Genomic DNA, 16,803 nt, shown 5'->3' with positions numbered 1-16,803 from the left:
GCCTGGCACGCATGCGTCGTTCACGGAAACTGACTGAAGAACGTCCAGATCGTTTCGGCGCCGTCGATGTCGCCGTTTTGCGGTCCGAGCAGGCTCCTGGCGACCTTCGGGAAGCGGGCATCCGGAGCAAAGCCGGGCATGCGGTGGCCGCCATGGTTGATGCGATAGAGCACGACGTCGTGCCCAGTCGGACAGCGCGAGCTGATCCGTGTCACTGTGGACTGGTCTGCGGGCGCCCTGTCGGGCAGGTCGGTCACCCCGGCATCATCGGTCTCGCAGCCATTGAGCCTGCGCCAGAACGCCAGCGTCTCCTCGGTCGACCAGAACCCGTCCGCGGCAAAATAGCTCGATCCGTGTCCGCCCTCGTAGGGCACCAGCGGGTCGGCCGTGCCGTTCATGAGCAGCATCGGCAGCGGCCGCGACGGATGGCAGGTGACGGCAGCCTCATCGGTGAGATTCATGATCACGCTCGCAGCGGCCGCGAACAGATCGGCCCGGGCGCAAGCGAGCGTCATTGCCATGGCGCCGCCATTGGAGATGCCGGTGACATAAACGCGCTTCGGGTCGGCCGTGCCGTCGGCCACCAGCTTCTCGACGAGTTTTGTGATGAACGCGACGTCGTCGGTGCCCTCGGGTGGGCCGCGCAGCGCGGGCCCCGCCTTGGTCCTCGCATCGGCCCAAGCGTGATTGAGTCCGTCCGGAAAGACAACGGCCAGACCCTCGCGCCTGGCAAGCTGCGGCCAGGCCGTCCGCGCGACCATGTCGGCGCCACGCTGCGTCTTACCATGCAGCACGATCACCAGCGGTGCGGGCTTTTTCGCCGGCAATTGCGCGGTGTAGGAGCGCTTCACGCCGTTAACATCGACGGTGTCCGCCCATGCAGGAGAGAAGCAGCAGATCACCGCCAACCAGAACAGGGCAACGTGCAAGGCGCGTCGTATCATCCAGGCCATGATCGGTATCATCGATGGCGTTTAGCCGGTTCGACGCCAACCAAGTTCAAGATTTCGGCGTGAACGTCGACCACATGTATATACCGCCTGATGGCACAAATATTATGCAGCAATCGCGAATTGAGCTGCGTGAACGAGCGATGTAATATAGACTGCAATTATTAGTTGAGACTTAATTTTCACGACGGGGGGCTGAATTGCGCCACCTGGAGAGCTACCTCGACCCTTCGGAGATACTTCGTCTTTTTGAAGAAAAATTTGGGACCGGCGTCTGGCACTGCGATGCTGAAGGCCGGATGCAGTGGTCGCGTGGCTTTTACGGCCTGCTGGGACTCGATCCCCATACCGTCGCGCCCAGCTATGCGGAAATCGAGAGACGAATTCATCCGGAGGATCGCCGTCCGCAGCGCGATCCACGCGGATTCGCGTTCGACCGGTCTTTGCTCGACGGCGAGTTTCGCATCATCCGGCCGAATCGTGCGCTGCGCTGGCTCCGCATCCAGTCCGAGACTTTTTTGAACTCAGCCGGCGAGCCGGAATGCGTGGTCGGCGTTGCCATCGACATCACCGAACATCGCAGATCGCTGCAGCCTCTCAAGATGGATGCGGATCGCTACGCGGCGCTGACGCAGGTCGCAGGCGGACTGCTGTGGGTCGGCAGCCAGGACGGCCGGATTACCGCGCTTTTGAACGCGGAGAACCAGCCGGACGCACACCGGTTTTTCGGCAAAGGCTGGCTCGACCTGCTTCCCGAAGAGGAGCGCGAAACGGCCTTGCGGATCTGGGCGGCCGCCGCCGAAACGGGACAGCCCTACGATGTCGAGCATCGACTGCGCCAGTCCGACGGCTCCTACCGCTGGTACCATTGCAGGGCTGTGCCGGTCCCGGACGCGGATGGCGGTATTCGGGAGTGGTTGGGAATCTCCACGGACGTGCACGAGGGACGGCTCTCGGCCCAGCACGTCTCGACGTCGAGGTTGACCGGTGCGCAATTGCGCGCGGCCCGCGGCATGCTGAACTGGTCGGTGAAACAGCTCGCCGCGCGAACCGGGATTTCTGCCGCCGTGATTCGCCGGCTTGAGGAGCAGAACGGTCTCTTGCGGCTGCCCGACGAGACATTGACGAGCCTTCGCGACACGCTCTCGTCCGCGGGCATCGAGTTCATCTTCGGAGCCGGAAAACCTGGCGTGAGGCCAAGATGATCGTCACGCCGCCGATCGCGGTGGCGATCGATATTTGCGCAGGCCGAATGAGATGCTTCGCACCTGTTTTGATGGTGGCGCAGCGCTCTGTCGATGGAGACGCAAAAAGCCGGCAAGCCCAGCGTTTTGATTCCGGCTGCGGAAGTAGCGCGCAATTTTTGTGCGTTGAGAGAGCTTGCGAACAAATTTTTCTTAATGCCGCAATAAGCAATTTTGGTCACCTTGTCGGCACACGTCCAAGTCAGAATCGAACGGACGTGAAACTGACGGTAGTAGCGGGGTAGCGGGGCGCTGCATCATCGTCCGGATTGCTCGAGCGGCGCGCTTCGATCTGTCCGGGATCATTGCCAGCCGAGCACGCCAATGCGCGGCACGATGGGGTATCGCCCAATCCGGTCACGTCAAACGATCGTGCCCGTCTGCGGCAACGTTCGCGCGGGAATTTTCATGCGACGTCTTTAGTCCTGAAGCCCATAACTTCGGAGTGTTTGCCAGTGTCCTATTTCAGATTGCGTATCGGTGGCCGGTTGATCGCCGGATTTGCTGCAGTCTGTGCCATCATCGCACTTTCCGTCGGCTACACCGTATTCGAAGTCGGGCGCATTTCCACGACGGTCAATCGCATGACGAATCTGCGCACGCCCGTCGCGCTGGCGAGTACCGAGCTGATCGGCAACCTCTATTCGACGCTCGCCACCTTGCGCGGCTATTTGCTCAGTGGGAATCCGCAAGGCAAGCTCGATCGCGCGTCGATGTGGAAGGAAATGGATAGGACAGTAGCCGCATTCGACGAGCAGGCGGCGCAGTTCACCAATCCGGAGAACCGGCAGAAGTGGGAGCAGGCCAAGCTGTTGCTCGCCGAATTTCGCACGGCGCAGGACAAGGCCGAAGCGATCGCTTTCACCCCTGATGCCTATCCCGCGACCAAGCTCATGGTCATCGAGGCCAGCCCGCGCGCAGACGTGATCTTCTCCGAGATCACGAAGATGATCGATCAGGAGGAGGCACAGGAAGCGACGCCGGAACGGAAGAAATTGCTCAAGGCAATGGCCGATGCGCGGGGCAATTTTGCCGCTGCCACGGCTCAGCTCCGGATGTACCTGCTTTCGGGCGAAAAGACCGACAAGGATAAATTCGTGAGGCCATGGGAAGCCTTTGAGAAAGGCTATGCCGGAGTCAATGCGCGTAAGGATCTGCTCACCGCCTCGCAGCAGGCGTCCTTCGATAGGATCGCAAAGACGAAAAGCGAGTTCGCGCCCCTCCATGAAAGGATCTTCGCGCTTCGCGAGTCCCCGGACTGGAACGCGCCGGTTCATCTGCTGGTGACCGAAGCCGCGCCGCGCGCCGCAAGGATTCTCGACCTGCTCGACGGACCCAAGGGCGTCGATGGCACCCGCTCGGGAGGCATCAAGTCCGATCAGAAACGGATGCTCGCCGAGGAGACGCTGGGCGTGCAGGAGAGCATCTCGCTGCTGAAGCTGGTCTTGTGGACGCTGTTGGCAGCGGGAGTCGGCCTTGGCGGGACAATCGCATTGTTCACGTCCCGCTCAATCGCCGCGCCGATCCGGGGGATGACCTTTGCCATGGGCAAGCTCGCCGGCGGCGACACCTCCACGAACGTTCCCTGCGTGGGCCGCACCGACGAGGTCGGCGAGATGGCCAATGCGGTCCAGGTGTTCAAAGACAACATGATCGAGGCCGACCGTCTGCGTGCCGAGCAGGCACAAATGGAGGCTCGCGCTGCCGCTCAGCGCAAGGCCGACATGCACAGGCTCGCGGGTCAGTTCGAAGACGCGGTCGGCGACATCGTGAACACGCTGTCGTCCTCGGCGACGGAGCTCGAAGCGGCGGCCCGGACCCTGAGCAAGGCAGCGGACAGCACCCAGGAGCTGTCGAGCGTCGTCTCTGCCGCCTCCGAGGAAGCCTCGACCAACGTTCAATCGGTTGCCTCCGCCACCGAAGAGATGAGCTCGTCAGTGACCGAAATCAGCCGCCAGGTGCAGGACGCCGCCAGAATTGCCGGCGCGGCGGTGGAGCAGGCGCAGAGGACCAATGATCGGGTCAACAAGCTGTCGCAGGCGGCCACCCGCATCGGCGACGTCGTCGAACTCATCAACACGATTGCCGGGCAGACCAATCTGCTCGCTCTGAACGCCACGATCGAAGCGGCGCGAGCCGGCGAAGCGGGGCGCGGCTTTGCTGTGGTTGCGTCCGAGGTCAAGGCGCTGGCCGAGCAGACAGCGAAGGCGACCGGAGAGATCGGTCATCAGATCGCCGACATTCAAGCCGCCACCCAGGAGTCGGTGGTCGCGATCAAGGAGATCAGCGGAACAATCGGCAGGATCTCGGAGATTTCTTCGGCGATCGCATCGGCAGTCGAAGAGCAGGGAGCGGCGACGCAGGAGATTGCCCGCAATATCCAGCAGGCGGCGCAAGGTACCAACCAGGTCGCAGCCAACATCGGCGATGTGAAGCACGGGGCAGCGGAGACTGGTTCGGCTTCGACCCAGGTGCTTGCCTCTGCGCAAATGCTGTCGAGGGACAGCGCACGATTGCACTCCGAGGTCGAGCAGTTCCTGACCACGGTTCGCGCGGCCTGACCCGAAGAGACCAAGACCCCGCCCATGATGCATGAGGGAACGCGATGGCCGATCGAAACACGCAAGAAGCGCTAGCGGGGGCGGTCGATAACGTCATCGCGTTGCCGCTTCGCCAAACCAGCCTGGTCGCCGACATCATGAGAGACTGCGATTCGCTGCGGCAAGCCATCGTGACGATGCAGCAATGTCTCGGGGCGCTCGGCGACCTTATCCGAAATCTCGATGACAGGCCGGAGGAGGCCGAGCGACTTCGAGCCCACATGGCCGAGCTGAACGAGCTGTTGTCTCTGCGGCTCGATCAGCTCTCGCTGACCGAACGCCTGTTGCAGGAGATGGTTCGCCGCGGCTGAGGCCGGTGCGCCACCGTGCACCGGCCAGCCTTGTCGGTCACCCCACCGCCTTGGCGGCGGCACGGCCTGCATTGCGCCCGGAGAACAGGCAGCCGCCGAGGAAAGTGCCCTCGAGCGAGCGATAGCCATGCACGCCGCCACCACCGAAGCCGGCGGCTTCGCCGACGGCGTAGAGGCCCGGAATGACCCTGCCCTCTTCCCCAAACACGCGGGAGTCGAGATCGGTCTCGAAGCCGCCCAGCGTCTTGCGGGTGAGGATGTTGAGCTTCACCGCGATCAGCGGCCCCTGCGCGGGATCCAGGATGCGATGCGGCGAGGCGGTGCGGATCAACTTGTCTCCGACGTAGCGCCGCGCATTATGGATGTTCATGACCTGCGCATCCTTGACGTAAGGATTGGCGATCTCGCGGTCGCGCGCCTCGATCTGCATTTTGATGTGCTCGAGCTTGAGCAGATCGCTGCGTTCATGGCGCAACAAGGTCCTCGAGCTTGTCCCGTACGATGAAGTCGACACCACGGCTTTTGAACGCCTCCACCGGCGCTGGCGCGCCCTTGTTGGTGGCGCGGCGCAGCGTCATGCGCCAGCTCTTACCGGTCAGGTCCGGGTTCTGCTCCGAGCCCGACAGCGCAAATTCCTTCTTGATGATGCTCTGAGTCAGAATGAACCAGGAATAATCATAACCCGTCGACATGATGTATTTGAGCTGGCCGAGCGTGTCGGAGCCCGGGAACAGCGGCGCCGGCAATCGGGTACCGGTCGCGTCGAACCACATCGACGAGGGACCTGGCAGGATGCGGATGCCGTGGCGCGGCCAGATCGGCGACCAGTTCTGGATGCCCTCGACATAGTGCCACATGCGGTCGCGGTTGATCAGCCGCGCGCCGGTCTTTTCGGTGATGCCGATCATGCGGCCGTCGACATGCTCGGGCACGCCAGAGATCATGAACTTCGGGGGATCGCCGAGCCGCTTCGGCCAATTCTGCCGCACCAGCTCGTGATTGCCGCCGATGCCGCCGGAGGCGACGATCACGGCCTGCGCCTTCAGCGCAAACTGGCCGACGATGTTGCGCGAGGAACTCTTTCCGCGCTCGACATCGTCTGGCGCGAGCACGGCGCCACTGACGCCATCCACGGTACCATTGGTGACGGACAGCGCATCGACGCGATGGCGGAACCTGAAAATCAACCGGCCACTCTTCATCGCCTCACGTGCGCGGCGCTCGAACGGCTCGACGATGCCGGGCCCGGTTCCCCAGGTGACGTGAAAGCGCGGTACCGAATTGCCGTGGCCCATCGCGTCGTAGCCGCCGCGCTCGGCCCAGCCGACCACGGGGAAGATGCGGTGGCCCATCGCGCGCAGCCAGCCGCGCTTCTCGCCGGCCGCGAACGCCACATAGGCCTCGGCCCATTGGCGCGGCCAGAAATCCTCGTCGCGGTCGAAGCCGGCGGTGCCGAGCCAGTCCTGCATCGCGAGCTCAAACGAGTCCTTGATGCCGAGCCGGCGCTGCTCCGGCGAATCGACCAGGAACAATCCGCCGAACGACCAGAACGCCTGACCGCCGAGCGATTGCTCGCCTTCCTGGTCGACGACGATCACGCGCTTGCCCGCGTCGGCGATTTCGGTGGCGGCAACGAGCCCCGACAGTCCCGCGCCGACCACGATGATGTCGGTTTCTTCAGCCATGTGTTTCCCCTTCCATGAGTTCCCCCCTGTAATTGCCCGGATTGAAGCCAGCGGTTGTAACTGAGATCAAGGGTATGGCGCGTAAGACCTCGTTAACGTGTTCCACTTTGGGATAGAGACAGGCGGAGTGCAGCGCGGACGCAACACTGGATTTGAATTTGTTTTGCGCCGGGCGGCCTGCCTAGACAAAACCTTGGTTACAACAGACGCTAGCTGTGCATCACCACCTGACACGCAGATTCGAATACGACTGGGGCGGGGGACAATGAAGTTTCTGACGGGATTGCTTGCGGCGGTTCTCTTGATCGCGGGCATGGGGGCTTCTCACGCGGTGGTTCGGATCGCTGATGACCGCGGCGGCCGAATTGGAACCTACGTCGATAGATACCAGGATCTCAGGCAATCAGGCGAGACCGTCATCATCGACGGCCTCTGCGCTTCCGCCTGCACCATCGTCCTCGGCGCCATCCCACACAACCGGATCTGCGTGACCTCGCATGCGACGCTTGGCTTCCACGCCGCCTGGGATTTCGGCGCCAACGGCCGCGCCGTCACCAATCCTGAAGCAACCCAGATGCTCTATGCGATGTATCCCTCGCAGGTGAGGCGCTGGATCGGCCAGCGGGGCGGGCTTACCCCACGCATGCTCTTCCTGAGGGGCAAGCAGCTCGAGGCCATGTACCGGCCCTGTTATCTGGATGCGCAGGCCTCGACGGCCAAGCCGTCGCGCCGGTCGCTCCCACAAGCGGAGCAACTCGAATCCGCTCGGGGCCAGTTCCTCCACTGATCGTCGCAGCATGACGGCGTCCCTTTGCGCCGCTGACAGCGTCTTGCCGGCAGGCGGCGCAAGGCCTATCTGAAAGCCTGGGAACCGGGACCTTCGTCCCGATCGTTGTCATGGCTCAACCACTACATCCCGCGCATCCACTATCGGACAATTCGCCCACTGCCGGCCGGATGTCATCCGTGCTGCTGTGGGCCGGCGCGGCAATCGGCGGTCTCGTCCTGATTGGCGCGCTGGCGCTCTGGTTCCACTATGGCAGCCAGGTATTCTTCGAAATGCTCAGGACCGGCTTTGCCGCCTGCTTCTGACCTGCGACAGGAAGTTTTTCACCCATGAGCCCCGCCACCCGTCCGCTGGTGATCGCGACTGCCTTTGCCGCAAGCCTCATTGCCGGGCTCCTGATCATGTTCTGGGCCATGGGCGGGGTCAGCAAGGTGGCGCAGCCGGCCGCGATCGGCGGCCCGTTCCAGCTGACCGACCAGAACGGCAAAGCCGTTACGGACAAGAGCCTCAAGGGCAAGCCGACCCTGATCTTCTTCGGCTACACCCATTGCCCCGACGTCTGCCCAACCTCGCTGTTCGAGATCTCGGAAGTGCTGCGGGCGATGGGCAAGGACGCCGATAAGGTCAATGCCGTCTTCATCTCGGTCGATCCCGAGCGCGACACGCCGGCGACGATGAAGGATTATCTGTCGAGCTTCGATCCCCACCTCGAGGGGCTGTCCGGCGATCCTGCCGAGACAGCCAAGGTGATCACCTCCTACCGGGTTTATGCCAAGAAGGTCCCGACCAAGGACGGCGACTACACCATGGACCACACTGCGCTGGTCTACCTGATGGATCGCGACGGCCGCTTCGTCTCGCCGTTCAATCTGAAGCGAACGCCGGAAGAGGCGGCAGCTGATTTGAAGCGGTATCTCTGAGGGCCTGATCCAACCGCAGCTGCTTCTTCATCGTCATGCCCGGGACAAGCCCGGGCATGACGACCAAGAGACCTTTACCGAGCCCACAATCGGCACTCGCCTTCGCAGCCGAATGGTCTATAAGGCCCTCCGATCCCAACGAAATTCATTGCTTTCCGGTCGATGGCTTCATCGCAACAGGCGAAATCGTTCAAATCTGCCCGTGGCTTGCTGATGGGGTTGGCCGCCGCCGCGTGCCTGCTCGCAGCCCAGCCTGCCGAGGCCCAGACGCCAGCCAAGCGGCCTCCGGCAGCGCCACAGACCCCCCCTCAGGCCGCCCCCCAAGCAGCCCCGCAGGCCGTGCCCGGCTTCTGGGACCCACGTCGGCGACCGGAGCGGCCGGACCTGTCGCGCCTGACCGTGATCCGCTTCCTGACCGAGACCGACTATCCGCCGTTCAACTTCACCGGCGCGGACGGCAATCCGGCCGGCTTCAATGTCGATCTCGCCCGCAGCCTGTGCGAGGAGATCAAGGTCACCTGCACGGTGCAGATGCGGCGTTTCGAGACGCTGGTCGATGCGCTCACCTCCAACCGGGGCGACGCCATCATCGCCTCGATGGCGGTGAGCCCGCAGCTGCGCGCCCGCGTCGACTTCACCGATCCCTATTACCGGGTGCCGGCGCGCTTCGTCTCGCGCAAGGATGCGGTGATGCCGGAGATCCGGCCCGAATATCTCGAGGGCAAGAAGGTCGGCGTCATCGCCGGCTCCGCGCACGAGGCCTATCTCAAGGCGATGTTCACCGATGCCGAGCTGCATGCCTATCCCGGTGACGACGCGATGCGCGCAGCTTTACGAAGAGGCGAGGTCGATTTCATCTTCGGCGACGCCATCTCGCTGGCGTTCTGGATCAACGGCACCGATTCCGGCGATTGCTGTGCCTTTTCCGGCGGCCCCTTCGTCGAGAGCCGTTTCTTCGGCGAAGGCATCGGCATCGCCGTGCGCAAGGGCAACGACGTGCTGCGCCAGGCCTTGAACTGGGCGATGTTCCGCGTCTGGGAAAAAGGCCGCTACACCGATCTGTGGCTGCGGTATTTCTCGGTGAGCCCGTTCTAGTTTCTTCGCTGATCTCTCCGCCGTCATTGCGAGGAGCCTTTGCGACGAAGCAAATCCAGACTGTTTCCGCGGAAAGATTCTGGATTGCTTCGCTTCGCTCGCAATGACGGTGCAAGAGGCTACACCGCCCACAAAATTGCATTCTGCCCGGAAATCGCTATTTTCCGCGGCCCGGAGGCCCCTGATGTCCGTTATCGATCTTGCCGCGAACCCGAGCGACCTGCGTGCGCTCGCCGAACAGTCCAACGCCTGGCCGTTCGAGCAGGCGAAGGCCATTGTCGCGCGGCTGAAGAAAAGCCCGAAGGACGAGGTGCTGTTCGAGACCGGCTACGGCCCGTCGGGCCTGCCGCATATCGGCACGTTCGGTGAGGTCGCGCGCACCTCGATGGTGCGCCATGCCTTCCGGGTGTTGACCGAGGACAAGATCAAGACGCGCCTCTTGGCATTCTCCGACGACATGGATGGATTTCGGAAAGTGCCCGACAACGTCCCCAACAAGGAGATGCTGGCGGAGCATCTCGGCAAGCCGCTGACGCGGGTGCCGGATCCGTTCTCCAACGAGTACCCGTCGTTCGGCGCGCACAATAACGCGCGCTTGCGCGCCTTCCTCGATCATTTCGGCTTCGACTACGAGTTCGCGAGCTCGACCGACTACTACACGTCCGGCCGCTTCGATGCGACGCTGCTGAAGATGCTCGCTGCTTACGACAAGATCATGGCGATCATCCTGCCGACGCTGGGGCCGGACCGCCGCGCGACGTACTCCCCGTTCCTGCCGATCAGCAAGACCACGAGCGTCGTGCTGCAGGTGCCGATGATCCGCCGCGACGTCGCGGCCGGCACCGTGACCTATGTCGATCCAGACACAAACGAGGAAGTCGAGACGACCGTCACCGGCGGCAACGTCAAATGTCAGTGGAAGGCCGACTGGGCGATGCGCTGGGTCGCGCTCGGCGTCGACTATGAGATGGCCGGCAAGGATCTCATCGATTCCGTGAAGCTCTCCGGCGCCATCGCGAAGGCGCTCGGCGGCACGCCGCCCGAGGGCTTCAACTACGAGCTCTTCCTCGACGAGAAGGGCCAGAAGATCTCGAAGTCGAAGGGCAATGGCCTCACCATCGACGAATGGCTGCGCTACGCCTCGCCGGAATCGCTGTCGCTGTTCATGTATCGCGAGCCGAAGGCGGCCAAGCGGCTGTATTTCGACGTCATCCCGCGCAATGTCGACGACTACCAGCAGTTCCTCGATGGCTTTCCGAAGCAGGACGGCAAGCAGCAGCTCGGCAATCCGGTCTGGCACATCCACAACGGCAAGCCGCCGAAGGGCGACATGCCCGTCACCTTCCAGCTGCTGCTCACCTTGGTGTCGTCGTCGAACGCGGAGAACGCCGAGACGCTGTGGGGTTTCATCGGCCGCTATCGTCCCGGCGTGACGCCGCAGACGCATCCGAAGCTGGATGCGATGGTCGGCTATGCCATCAACTACTACCGCGACTTCGTCGCGCCGACGAAACAGTTCCGCGAACCAACCGAGACCGAGCGCGCGGCATTGCAGGATCTGCGCGATGCGCTATCGCAATTGCCGCAGGACGCCACGGCCGAGGACATCCAGAACGTCGTCTATGAGATCGGCCGCCGCGAGCCGTTCCTCGATCAGATCAAGAAGGGCAAGGACGGCCGCCCGGGCGTCACGCTCGACTGGTTCAACATGCTCTACCAGGTGCTGCTCGGCCAGGAGAAGGGCCCGCGCTTCGGCTCCTTCGTCGCCGTGTACGGCGTGCAGAACGCGGTGAACATGATCGACGGCGCGCTGGCGCGGAGCGCGTAGATGCGGCCTGCTTCTACGGCATGATCCGGTGCATCTCGGGATAGCTCGTGAAATTGCTCTCGCTCACGTCGTCCGGATCGAATGCCGGAAGTCTCGGTTTCGATGGTGAGGTCACTTCGCTTTCTCCATCAGCCCAGGGATCGGCGCGGCATCGGCCGCGCGCATCAAGGTCAGCAGCACGCGGCAGAGCGGCGTTGCGATCTGGTGGCGCTCGCCGGCCGCGACCACCGCGCCGGTGAGCGCGTCCACCTCCGAGCGCCGCCCCGCCAGCCGGTCGAAATACATCGAGGTGCCGGCATCGGGCGGGAACGTCATCAGCATTGCCCGCAGCTTCAAGGCTTCGTCGTCTGCGAGCCGGGCGCCGTCGGCGCGCGCGACCGCGGCGGCTTCTTCCAGGGCGGAGAGCACCAGCGAGCCCATGTCCTCGCGCCTGAACACGCCCTGGCGCTGCAGCGTGAGCGCGGTGATCGGATTGGCGATCGCGTTGAGCAGCAGCTTGCGCCAGGCCATCGTCTTGAAGTCGGGGCTGACCAGGATCTGCATTCCCGTGCCTTCGAGCAATTCCACGAAGGCACGGCCACCGGCATCATCGCTCACCGCAAAATCATGGTCGCTGGCGCGGCGGTAGCGCACGCGGTCGGGCGCAAGCCGCTCACCATTGTAATAGACGATGGTCGGCACGACGGTCGCCGCTCCGACGAATGGCGCAAGCCGTTCGGTGTGGCCCATGCCGTTCTGCAGGACCGCGACATGCGTGCTGGCGCCGCAGAGCCGCTGCAGCCAGGGCGAGCTCGAGGCGGTATCCTGCGCCTTGGTGCACAGCAGCACCCAGTCATGGATGTCGGCCTGTGCCGGATCCGTCAATATACGTGGCCGCGCTTCGATCGTGCGGTCGGGACGTTCCACCACCAGCCGCGCAATCCCGCGTCTGACGCAGGCGGTGACGTCGTGCCGGCCGGTCGCATCGAGCGCGCCGGCGATGACGCCGCCAATGCTGCCCAGGCCGACGACGGCGACCCGGCGGCGCCCGGTCGTTGCGGCATGATCGATCGTGGACATCGCGGAACCTCCAGGCATCGCTTAAAATGTATGTTCCCTGGGAGTATTTGCTGAAATTGCGGCGTCAGCCAGCCCGCGCGGCCTGTCCAAACCGCAGGGGCGTGATGCCGTAGCAGCGCCTGAAGTGCTTGTTGAGTGCGGCCTGATCGCAAAATCCCGCCGCCGCGCGCTGTCCGCCAGCGAACGACCGTGTTTCAGGAGACGGCAAGCCGCGTTGAGCCCGATGTGCACGAGATAGGCGTGCGGGGTAAGGCCAACCGCGCTTGACCAGCTCGCCCGCCACGCAGGGCTCGCCATTTTCCAGCTGATCGGGCCTTCAATGCGTGACGGTGACTCATCATCTTCCCCCTCGAGACGAATTTGGTCGGCAATAGGGGGCGCAACCTGTGCGAGAGCGGCAGTGAGTCGCAAGGTCGCGGCAGACAAAACGCGGCCTGGCTGATGTCGTCGCCTGATCACGACGTCGGCGGGAAACAATCACTGGCTTGCCCACAGGATGCGCGCGATCCACGCGACATCGCCGGCCGCCATCGTGCGATCGGCCTGCGTCCCATCGAGCGGCTCGAGCTCCAGCGCCTTTGTGGTGCGGCGCTTCAGCGTCGCGACCGTCATCTCACCCGCTTTGCTCCTCACCACCACGCGATCGCCTTTGCGGATCGGCGCGCCGGGTGAGACCAGGACGATGTCGCCGTCGCGATAGACAGGCGCAAGTGCATGGCCGGAAATCTCCAGTGCAAACGTGTGGCGGTCCTCGGAGGTGGGAAGCGCGATTTCGGTCCAGCCCCTGCCGGATGGAAGGCCGGCCTCGTCGAAAGCGCCGCTCGTTCCGGCCTGCGCGAGGCCGAGCAGCGGCACCGAACGGCCGTCGCCCGCGCGGTCGTCCTCAATCAATTTCGCAAAGCTGTCGATCGAAGCGTCGGCGGCGGCCAGCGCCTTTGCGATCGATTCGGTCGAAGGCCAGCGCTCGCGGCCGTCAGCGGTAATGCGCTTGGACCTGTTGAAGGTGGTGGGATCGAGCCCCGCACGCTTGGCGAGGCCGGACGGCGACAATCCGGCGCGCGCCGCCAGCTGATCCAGCGCGGCCCAGATCTCGCCGTGAGTCAGCATCCTCTGCGCTTTGGCCTGTCTGACCATGGAAGGTCCAGCCCGTCGCAACTCAGGAAAACTGTCCTCAAATCAACCGGTTTTCCGTTTTTCGCGCAAGGGGCAGCGGGCGAAAGCGTTTTCAATCGAAATGGCTATCGGTTCGCGTCACGAAAACGCGTCAAAACAGGAATCCAGAGCGCCGTTTCCGATTTCATCGGACCGGAAAAGGCTCTAGGTCTTGAGTTCGGAAGGGCCGGCCTTTACGGTCGCGCCCGGGGTTCGAAGACCCGCGAGAGACGAAAAAACCCAGAAGACTCAAAGAACAAACAAGGCTGCGTAAGCGGTGGTCAAGATCTACAAAATCTGTCCGGCCTCGGCCTGGCGCGAGGCGGAACGGCAGGGCGTCTACCGCGGCAGCGCGGATGACGCGCGCGACGGGTTCATCCATTTCTCGACCGCCGCCCAGGTTCCCGAAACCCTGCGCAAGCACTATTTCGGACAGCGCGCGCTGTTCCTGGTCGAGGTCGATGGCGATGCGCTGGGCAGCGAGCTGCGCTGGGAACGTTCGCGCAACGACGAGCTCTTTCCGCATCTCTATGGCGAGCTCGATCTCGGCGCGGTGATCGCGGTGTTGAACCTCAACATGCGCTCCGACGGTGGTCACGATGTTCCGGAGCTCGCCCCGTGATCCGCGCGTTCGACGCCTTTTCGCTGCCGGTGCTGCGCTGGCTCGATCCCGAGGACGCGCATCGCCTGGCGATCCAGGGCCTGCGCTTCCTGCCACCGGTCAAGCCGCGTGCCGACGATCCCAAGCTCGCGGTGCGCGCCTTCGGGCTGAACTTTCCCAATCCGATCGGCATGGCCGCGGGCTTCGACAAGAGCGCCGAGGTACCGGACGCGCTGCTGCGGCTCGGATTTGGCTTCGTAGAGATCGGCTCGGTGACGCCGAAACCGCAAGAAGGCAATCCGCGGCCGCGGCTGTTCCGGCTCGAGCGCGACGAGGCGATCATCAACCGCATGGGTTTCAACAATGACGGCGCGGAGGCAGCCCTGCGCCGGCTTGCGGCGCGCGCGCAGCACGGCGGCATCGTCGGCGTCAATGTCGGCGCCAACAAGGATTCGCCGGACCGCGTCGCCGACTACGTCAAGCTGATCGAGACCTTTGCACCGGTCGCAAGCTATTTCACCGTCAACGTCTCTTCGCCGAACACGCCGGGCCTGCGCAATTTGCAGGAAGGCGCACTGCTCGACGACCTGCTCGCACGCGTGATCGACGCGCGCGAGCGGGTGCGTCAGAAGGCCGGCGACACGCCGGTGCTGCTCAAGATCGCGCCGGATTTGAGCCTTGCCCAGCTCGACGACGTGGTGCAGGTCGCGCGCTCGCGCCGGGTAGACGGTATGATCGTCTCGAACACCACGATCGCGCGGCCGAGCACGTTGCGCGAGGAGTCGCGGGCGAAGGAGCAAGGTGGCCTGTCCGGCCGACCGCTGTTCCGCCTGTCGACGCGGATGGTCGCGGAAACCTATGTGCGCGTCGAGGGCGCATTCCCGCTGATCGGCGTTGGCGGCGTCGACTCGGGCGGCGCCGCGCTGACCAAGATCCGTGCCGGCGCCAGCCTGATCCAGCTCTACTCATCGCTGGTCTATAAGGGTCTCGGCCTTGTCGACGAGATCAAGCGCGACCTGACCTCGACTCTGCTCCGCACGGGGCGGGATTCGCTGTCCGAGATCGTCGGCGCGGATGCGGCGACACTCACCGCGGAAGACTGGCCGAGGATGTGAGGCGGTCTCGTGCCCCGGACGCAGCGCAGCGCTCCTTCAGCGGTGCGCTGCAGAGCCGGGGCCCATACCTGCTGGGTCCCGGCTCTGCGTCGCGTCAATTTCATGCCGCGTCGCGTCCGGGACACGACGGCTAGATCTTCGAAAACGTCGCCCCGTAGAGCGCCGGATAGCGCGCGCCCTGCAAGCCGCCGCGGGCGACATAGAAAGCGATCAGCGCGCTCCACAGGCCGGCATTGCCGAACGATTGCAGCGCCAGCCAGACGCCGAAAAAGATCGCCAGCGATAGCAGCATCAGATTGCGCATCTCGCGCGCCCAGGTCGCGCCGACATAGATGCCGTCGAAGCCGAAGGCGAACACACCGGGAATGGGCGCAAGCACGATGAACGGCAGGAAGTCGCGCGCGACGCGGCGAACATCCTCACTCGCCGTCATGACATTGATCAGCGCTGGCCCGAACAGCGCAAACAGCACCGCGACGACCAGCGCAAAGCCGAGGCCCCAGAGCAGCACCAGCCGCATCGAATCCGCAAAGCCTTTTGGATCGCGCGCGCCAAAGGTGCGGCCGCAGAGCTGCTGGGCTGCATTGGCGAGGCCATCGAGAAAGAAGGCGCTGACCAGGAGGAAATTGTTGAGCACGGAGTTCGCCGCCAGCGTGACGTCGCCCGCGCGCGCGCCCTTGGCGGTGAAGAACAGGAACACGGCGATCAGCGCCGCGGTGCGGATCATGATGTCGGAATTCACCGCCAAGAGCCGCATCAGCTTGGCGCGATCGAACAGCGTTGCGCGAGGCACTTTGAAGCCGCCGGTCGCATAGCGACGGCAGACGATCACGCCCAGCACAAAGCCTGTCGTCTCCGACAGCAGCGCCGCGATCGCCGCGCCGGCGATGCCGGTGTCGTAAACCAGCACCAGCAGGACCGTCGCCACCATGTTGATGAGGTTGATGACGACCTGCAGCGCGAGCGCCGGATTGGCGCGGGCCTGCCCGACCAGCCAGCCCAGGATGACGTAATTGGCGAAGGCAAACGGCGAAGACCAGATCCGGATCATGAAGTAGGTCTTCGCAGCCTGCGTCACGCCCGCGCTGCCGCCCATCAGGTCGAACAGCAGGCCCCCCAGCGGCAGCTGCAGCGCAATCAGCGCCGCACCGATCAGGCCCGCGACGATGAAGCCGCGCACCAGGATCACGGTCTGCTCGCGCCTCTCGCCGGCGCCCAGCGCCTGCGCGGTGAACGCAAGCGTGCTCATGCGCAGGAAGCCGAACAGCCAGAACAGGCAGTCGAAGATGACGGAGGCCATCGCGACGCCGCCGAGCAGCGCGGCATCGTCGAGCCGGCCGATCGCGGTGGTCGAGACCACGCCGATCAGCGGCGTCGTGAGGTTCGCGACCATCGCGGGACCCGCGATGGCGAACACCTGGCGGGAGCCTATCCTGGGATGAACCGGTGCGTGCAT

General features: G+C 64.1%; 15 protein-coding genes and 1 pseudogene. 11 read left to right on the top strand and 5 right to left on the bottom strand.

The genetic code is table 11. From position 1 onward, the window contains the following. Positions 1-20: 20 nt before the first annotated feature. Entirely contained in the window at positions 21-944 is a 924-nt protein-coding gene (locus tag P6U28_RS34415; RefSeq protein ID WP_129145882.1) for a PHB depolymerase family esterase, read from the bottom strand. 206 nt (positions 945-1,150) lie between these two features. Between P6U28_RS34415 and P6U28_RS34410 the strand changes: the two genes are divergently transcribed. The 4 genes from P6U28_RS34410 to P6U28_RS34395 all read left to right on the top strand — a co-directional run bounded on the left by P6U28_RS34410 (position 1,151) and on the right by P6U28_RS34395 (position 5,105). Then, positions 1,151-2,155, top strand: coding sequence for a PAS domain-containing protein (locus P6U28_RS34410; protein WP_407120639.1), 1,005 nt, complete (start codon positions 1,151-1,153; stop codon positions 2,153-2,155). Further along, positions 2,152-2,439 (top strand): hypothetical protein, encoded by a 288-nt coding sequence (locus P6U28_RS34405; protein WP_407120638.1) that lies wholly within the window; start codon positions 2,152-2,154, stop codon positions 2,437-2,439. The genes P6U28_RS34410 and P6U28_RS34405 overlap by 4 nt, the downstream gene beginning before the upstream one ends. 210 nt (positions 2,440-2,649) lie before the next feature. Continuing rightward, on the top strand, positions 2,650-4,755 hold the full coding sequence (locus tag P6U28_RS34400) for a methyl-accepting chemotaxis protein (RefSeq protein ID WP_407120637.1): 2,106 nt from the start codon (positions 2,650-2,652) through the stop codon (positions 4,753-4,755). A 44-nt stretch (positions 4,756-4,799) separates the two neighbouring features. Then, positions 4,800-5,105: a hypothetical protein gene (locus P6U28_RS34395; protein WP_122406040.1), complete on the top strand. Its 306-nt coding sequence runs from the start codon at positions 4,800-4,802 to the stop codon at positions 5,103-5,105. A gap of 37 nt (positions 5,106-5,142) precedes the next feature. Here P6U28_RS34395 and P6U28_RS34390 read toward each other — a convergent pair. Beyond that, positions 5,143-6,790: pseudogene (locus tag P6U28_RS34390) on the bottom strand (FAD-binding dehydrogenase). A gap of 265 nt (positions 6,791-7,055) precedes the next feature. Between P6U28_RS34390 and P6U28_RS34385 the strand changes: the two are divergent. The 5 genes from P6U28_RS34385 (at position 7,056) to P6U28_RS34365 (ending at position 11,420) form a co-directional block, all read left to right on the top strand. After that, on the top strand, positions 7,056-7,577 hold the full coding sequence (locus P6U28_RS34385; protein WP_162500495.1) for a hypothetical protein: 522 nt from the start codon (positions 7,056-7,058) through the stop codon (positions 7,575-7,577). Between the two features lie 110 nt (positions 7,578-7,687). Then, positions 7,688-7,882, top strand: coding sequence for a hypothetical protein (locus P6U28_RS34380; protein WP_122406042.1), 195 nt, complete (start codon positions 7,688-7,690; stop codon positions 7,880-7,882). Between the two features lie 24 nt (positions 7,883-7,906). Then, a complete protein-coding gene (locus P6U28_RS34375) occupies positions 7,907-8,497 on the top strand; it encodes an SCO family protein (RefSeq protein ID WP_122406043.1) in 591 nt (196 codons plus the stop codon). 162 nt (positions 8,498-8,659) lie between these two features. Next, positions 8,660-9,592: a transporter substrate-binding domain-containing protein gene (locus P6U28_RS34370; RefSeq protein WP_407120636.1), complete on the top strand. Its 933-nt coding sequence runs from the start codon at positions 8,660-8,662 to the stop codon at positions 9,590-9,592. Between the two features lie 184 nt (positions 9,593-9,776). Further along, on the top strand, positions 9,777-11,420 hold the full coding sequence (locus P6U28_RS34365) for a lysine--tRNA ligase (RefSeq protein WP_407120635.1): 1,644 nt from the start codon (positions 9,777-9,779) through the stop codon (positions 11,418-11,420). A 111-nt stretch (positions 11,421-11,531) separates the two neighbouring features. Here the strand turns inward: P6U28_RS34365 and P6U28_RS34360 are convergent, their stop codons facing one another. Further along, positions 11,532-12,479 carry a 2-dehydropantoate 2-reductase gene (locus P6U28_RS34360; protein ID WP_122406044.1) on the bottom strand — a complete coding sequence of 316 codons (948 nt, stop codon included), beginning with the start codon at positions 12,477-12,479 and terminating at the stop codon, positions 11,532-11,534. Positions 12,480-12,956: 477 nt separating this feature from the next. Then, on the bottom strand, positions 12,957-13,613 hold the full coding sequence (locus P6U28_RS34355) for a helix-turn-helix transcriptional regulator (protein ID WP_122406045.1): 657 nt from the start codon (positions 13,611-13,613) through the stop codon (positions 12,957-12,959). Between the two features lie 295 nt (positions 13,614-13,908). Between P6U28_RS34355 and P6U28_RS34350 the strand changes: the two genes are divergently transcribed. Then, a complete protein-coding gene (locus tag P6U28_RS34350; RefSeq protein ID WP_122406046.1) occupies positions 13,909-14,253 on the top strand; it encodes a DUF952 domain-containing protein in 345 nt (114 codons plus the stop codon). Next, positions 14,250-15,347, top strand: a complete 1,098-nt coding sequence (locus P6U28_RS34345; protein ID WP_407120634.1) for a quinone-dependent dihydroorotate dehydrogenase — start codon at positions 14,250-14,252, stop codon at positions 15,345-15,347. Before P6U28_RS34350 ends, P6U28_RS34345 begins: the two co-directional genes overlap by 4 nt. Positions 15,348-15,477: 130 nt before the next feature. Here the strand turns inward: P6U28_RS34345 and P6U28_RS34340 are convergent, their stop codons facing one another. Next, positions 15,478-16,803, bottom strand: coding sequence for an MATE family efflux transporter (locus P6U28_RS34340; protein ID WP_209295263.1), 1,326 nt, complete (start codon positions 16,801-16,803; stop codon positions 15,478-15,480).

The organism is Bradyrhizobium sp. STM 3561 (assembly GCF_045571455.1).
Classification (GTDB): Bacteria; Pseudomonadota; Alphaproteobacteria; order Rhizobiales; family Xanthobacteraceae; genus Bradyrhizobium; species Bradyrhizobium vignae.
Note: the sequence above shows the minus strand (reverse complement) of the source record. Positions and strands in the feature narration are given on the sequence as shown.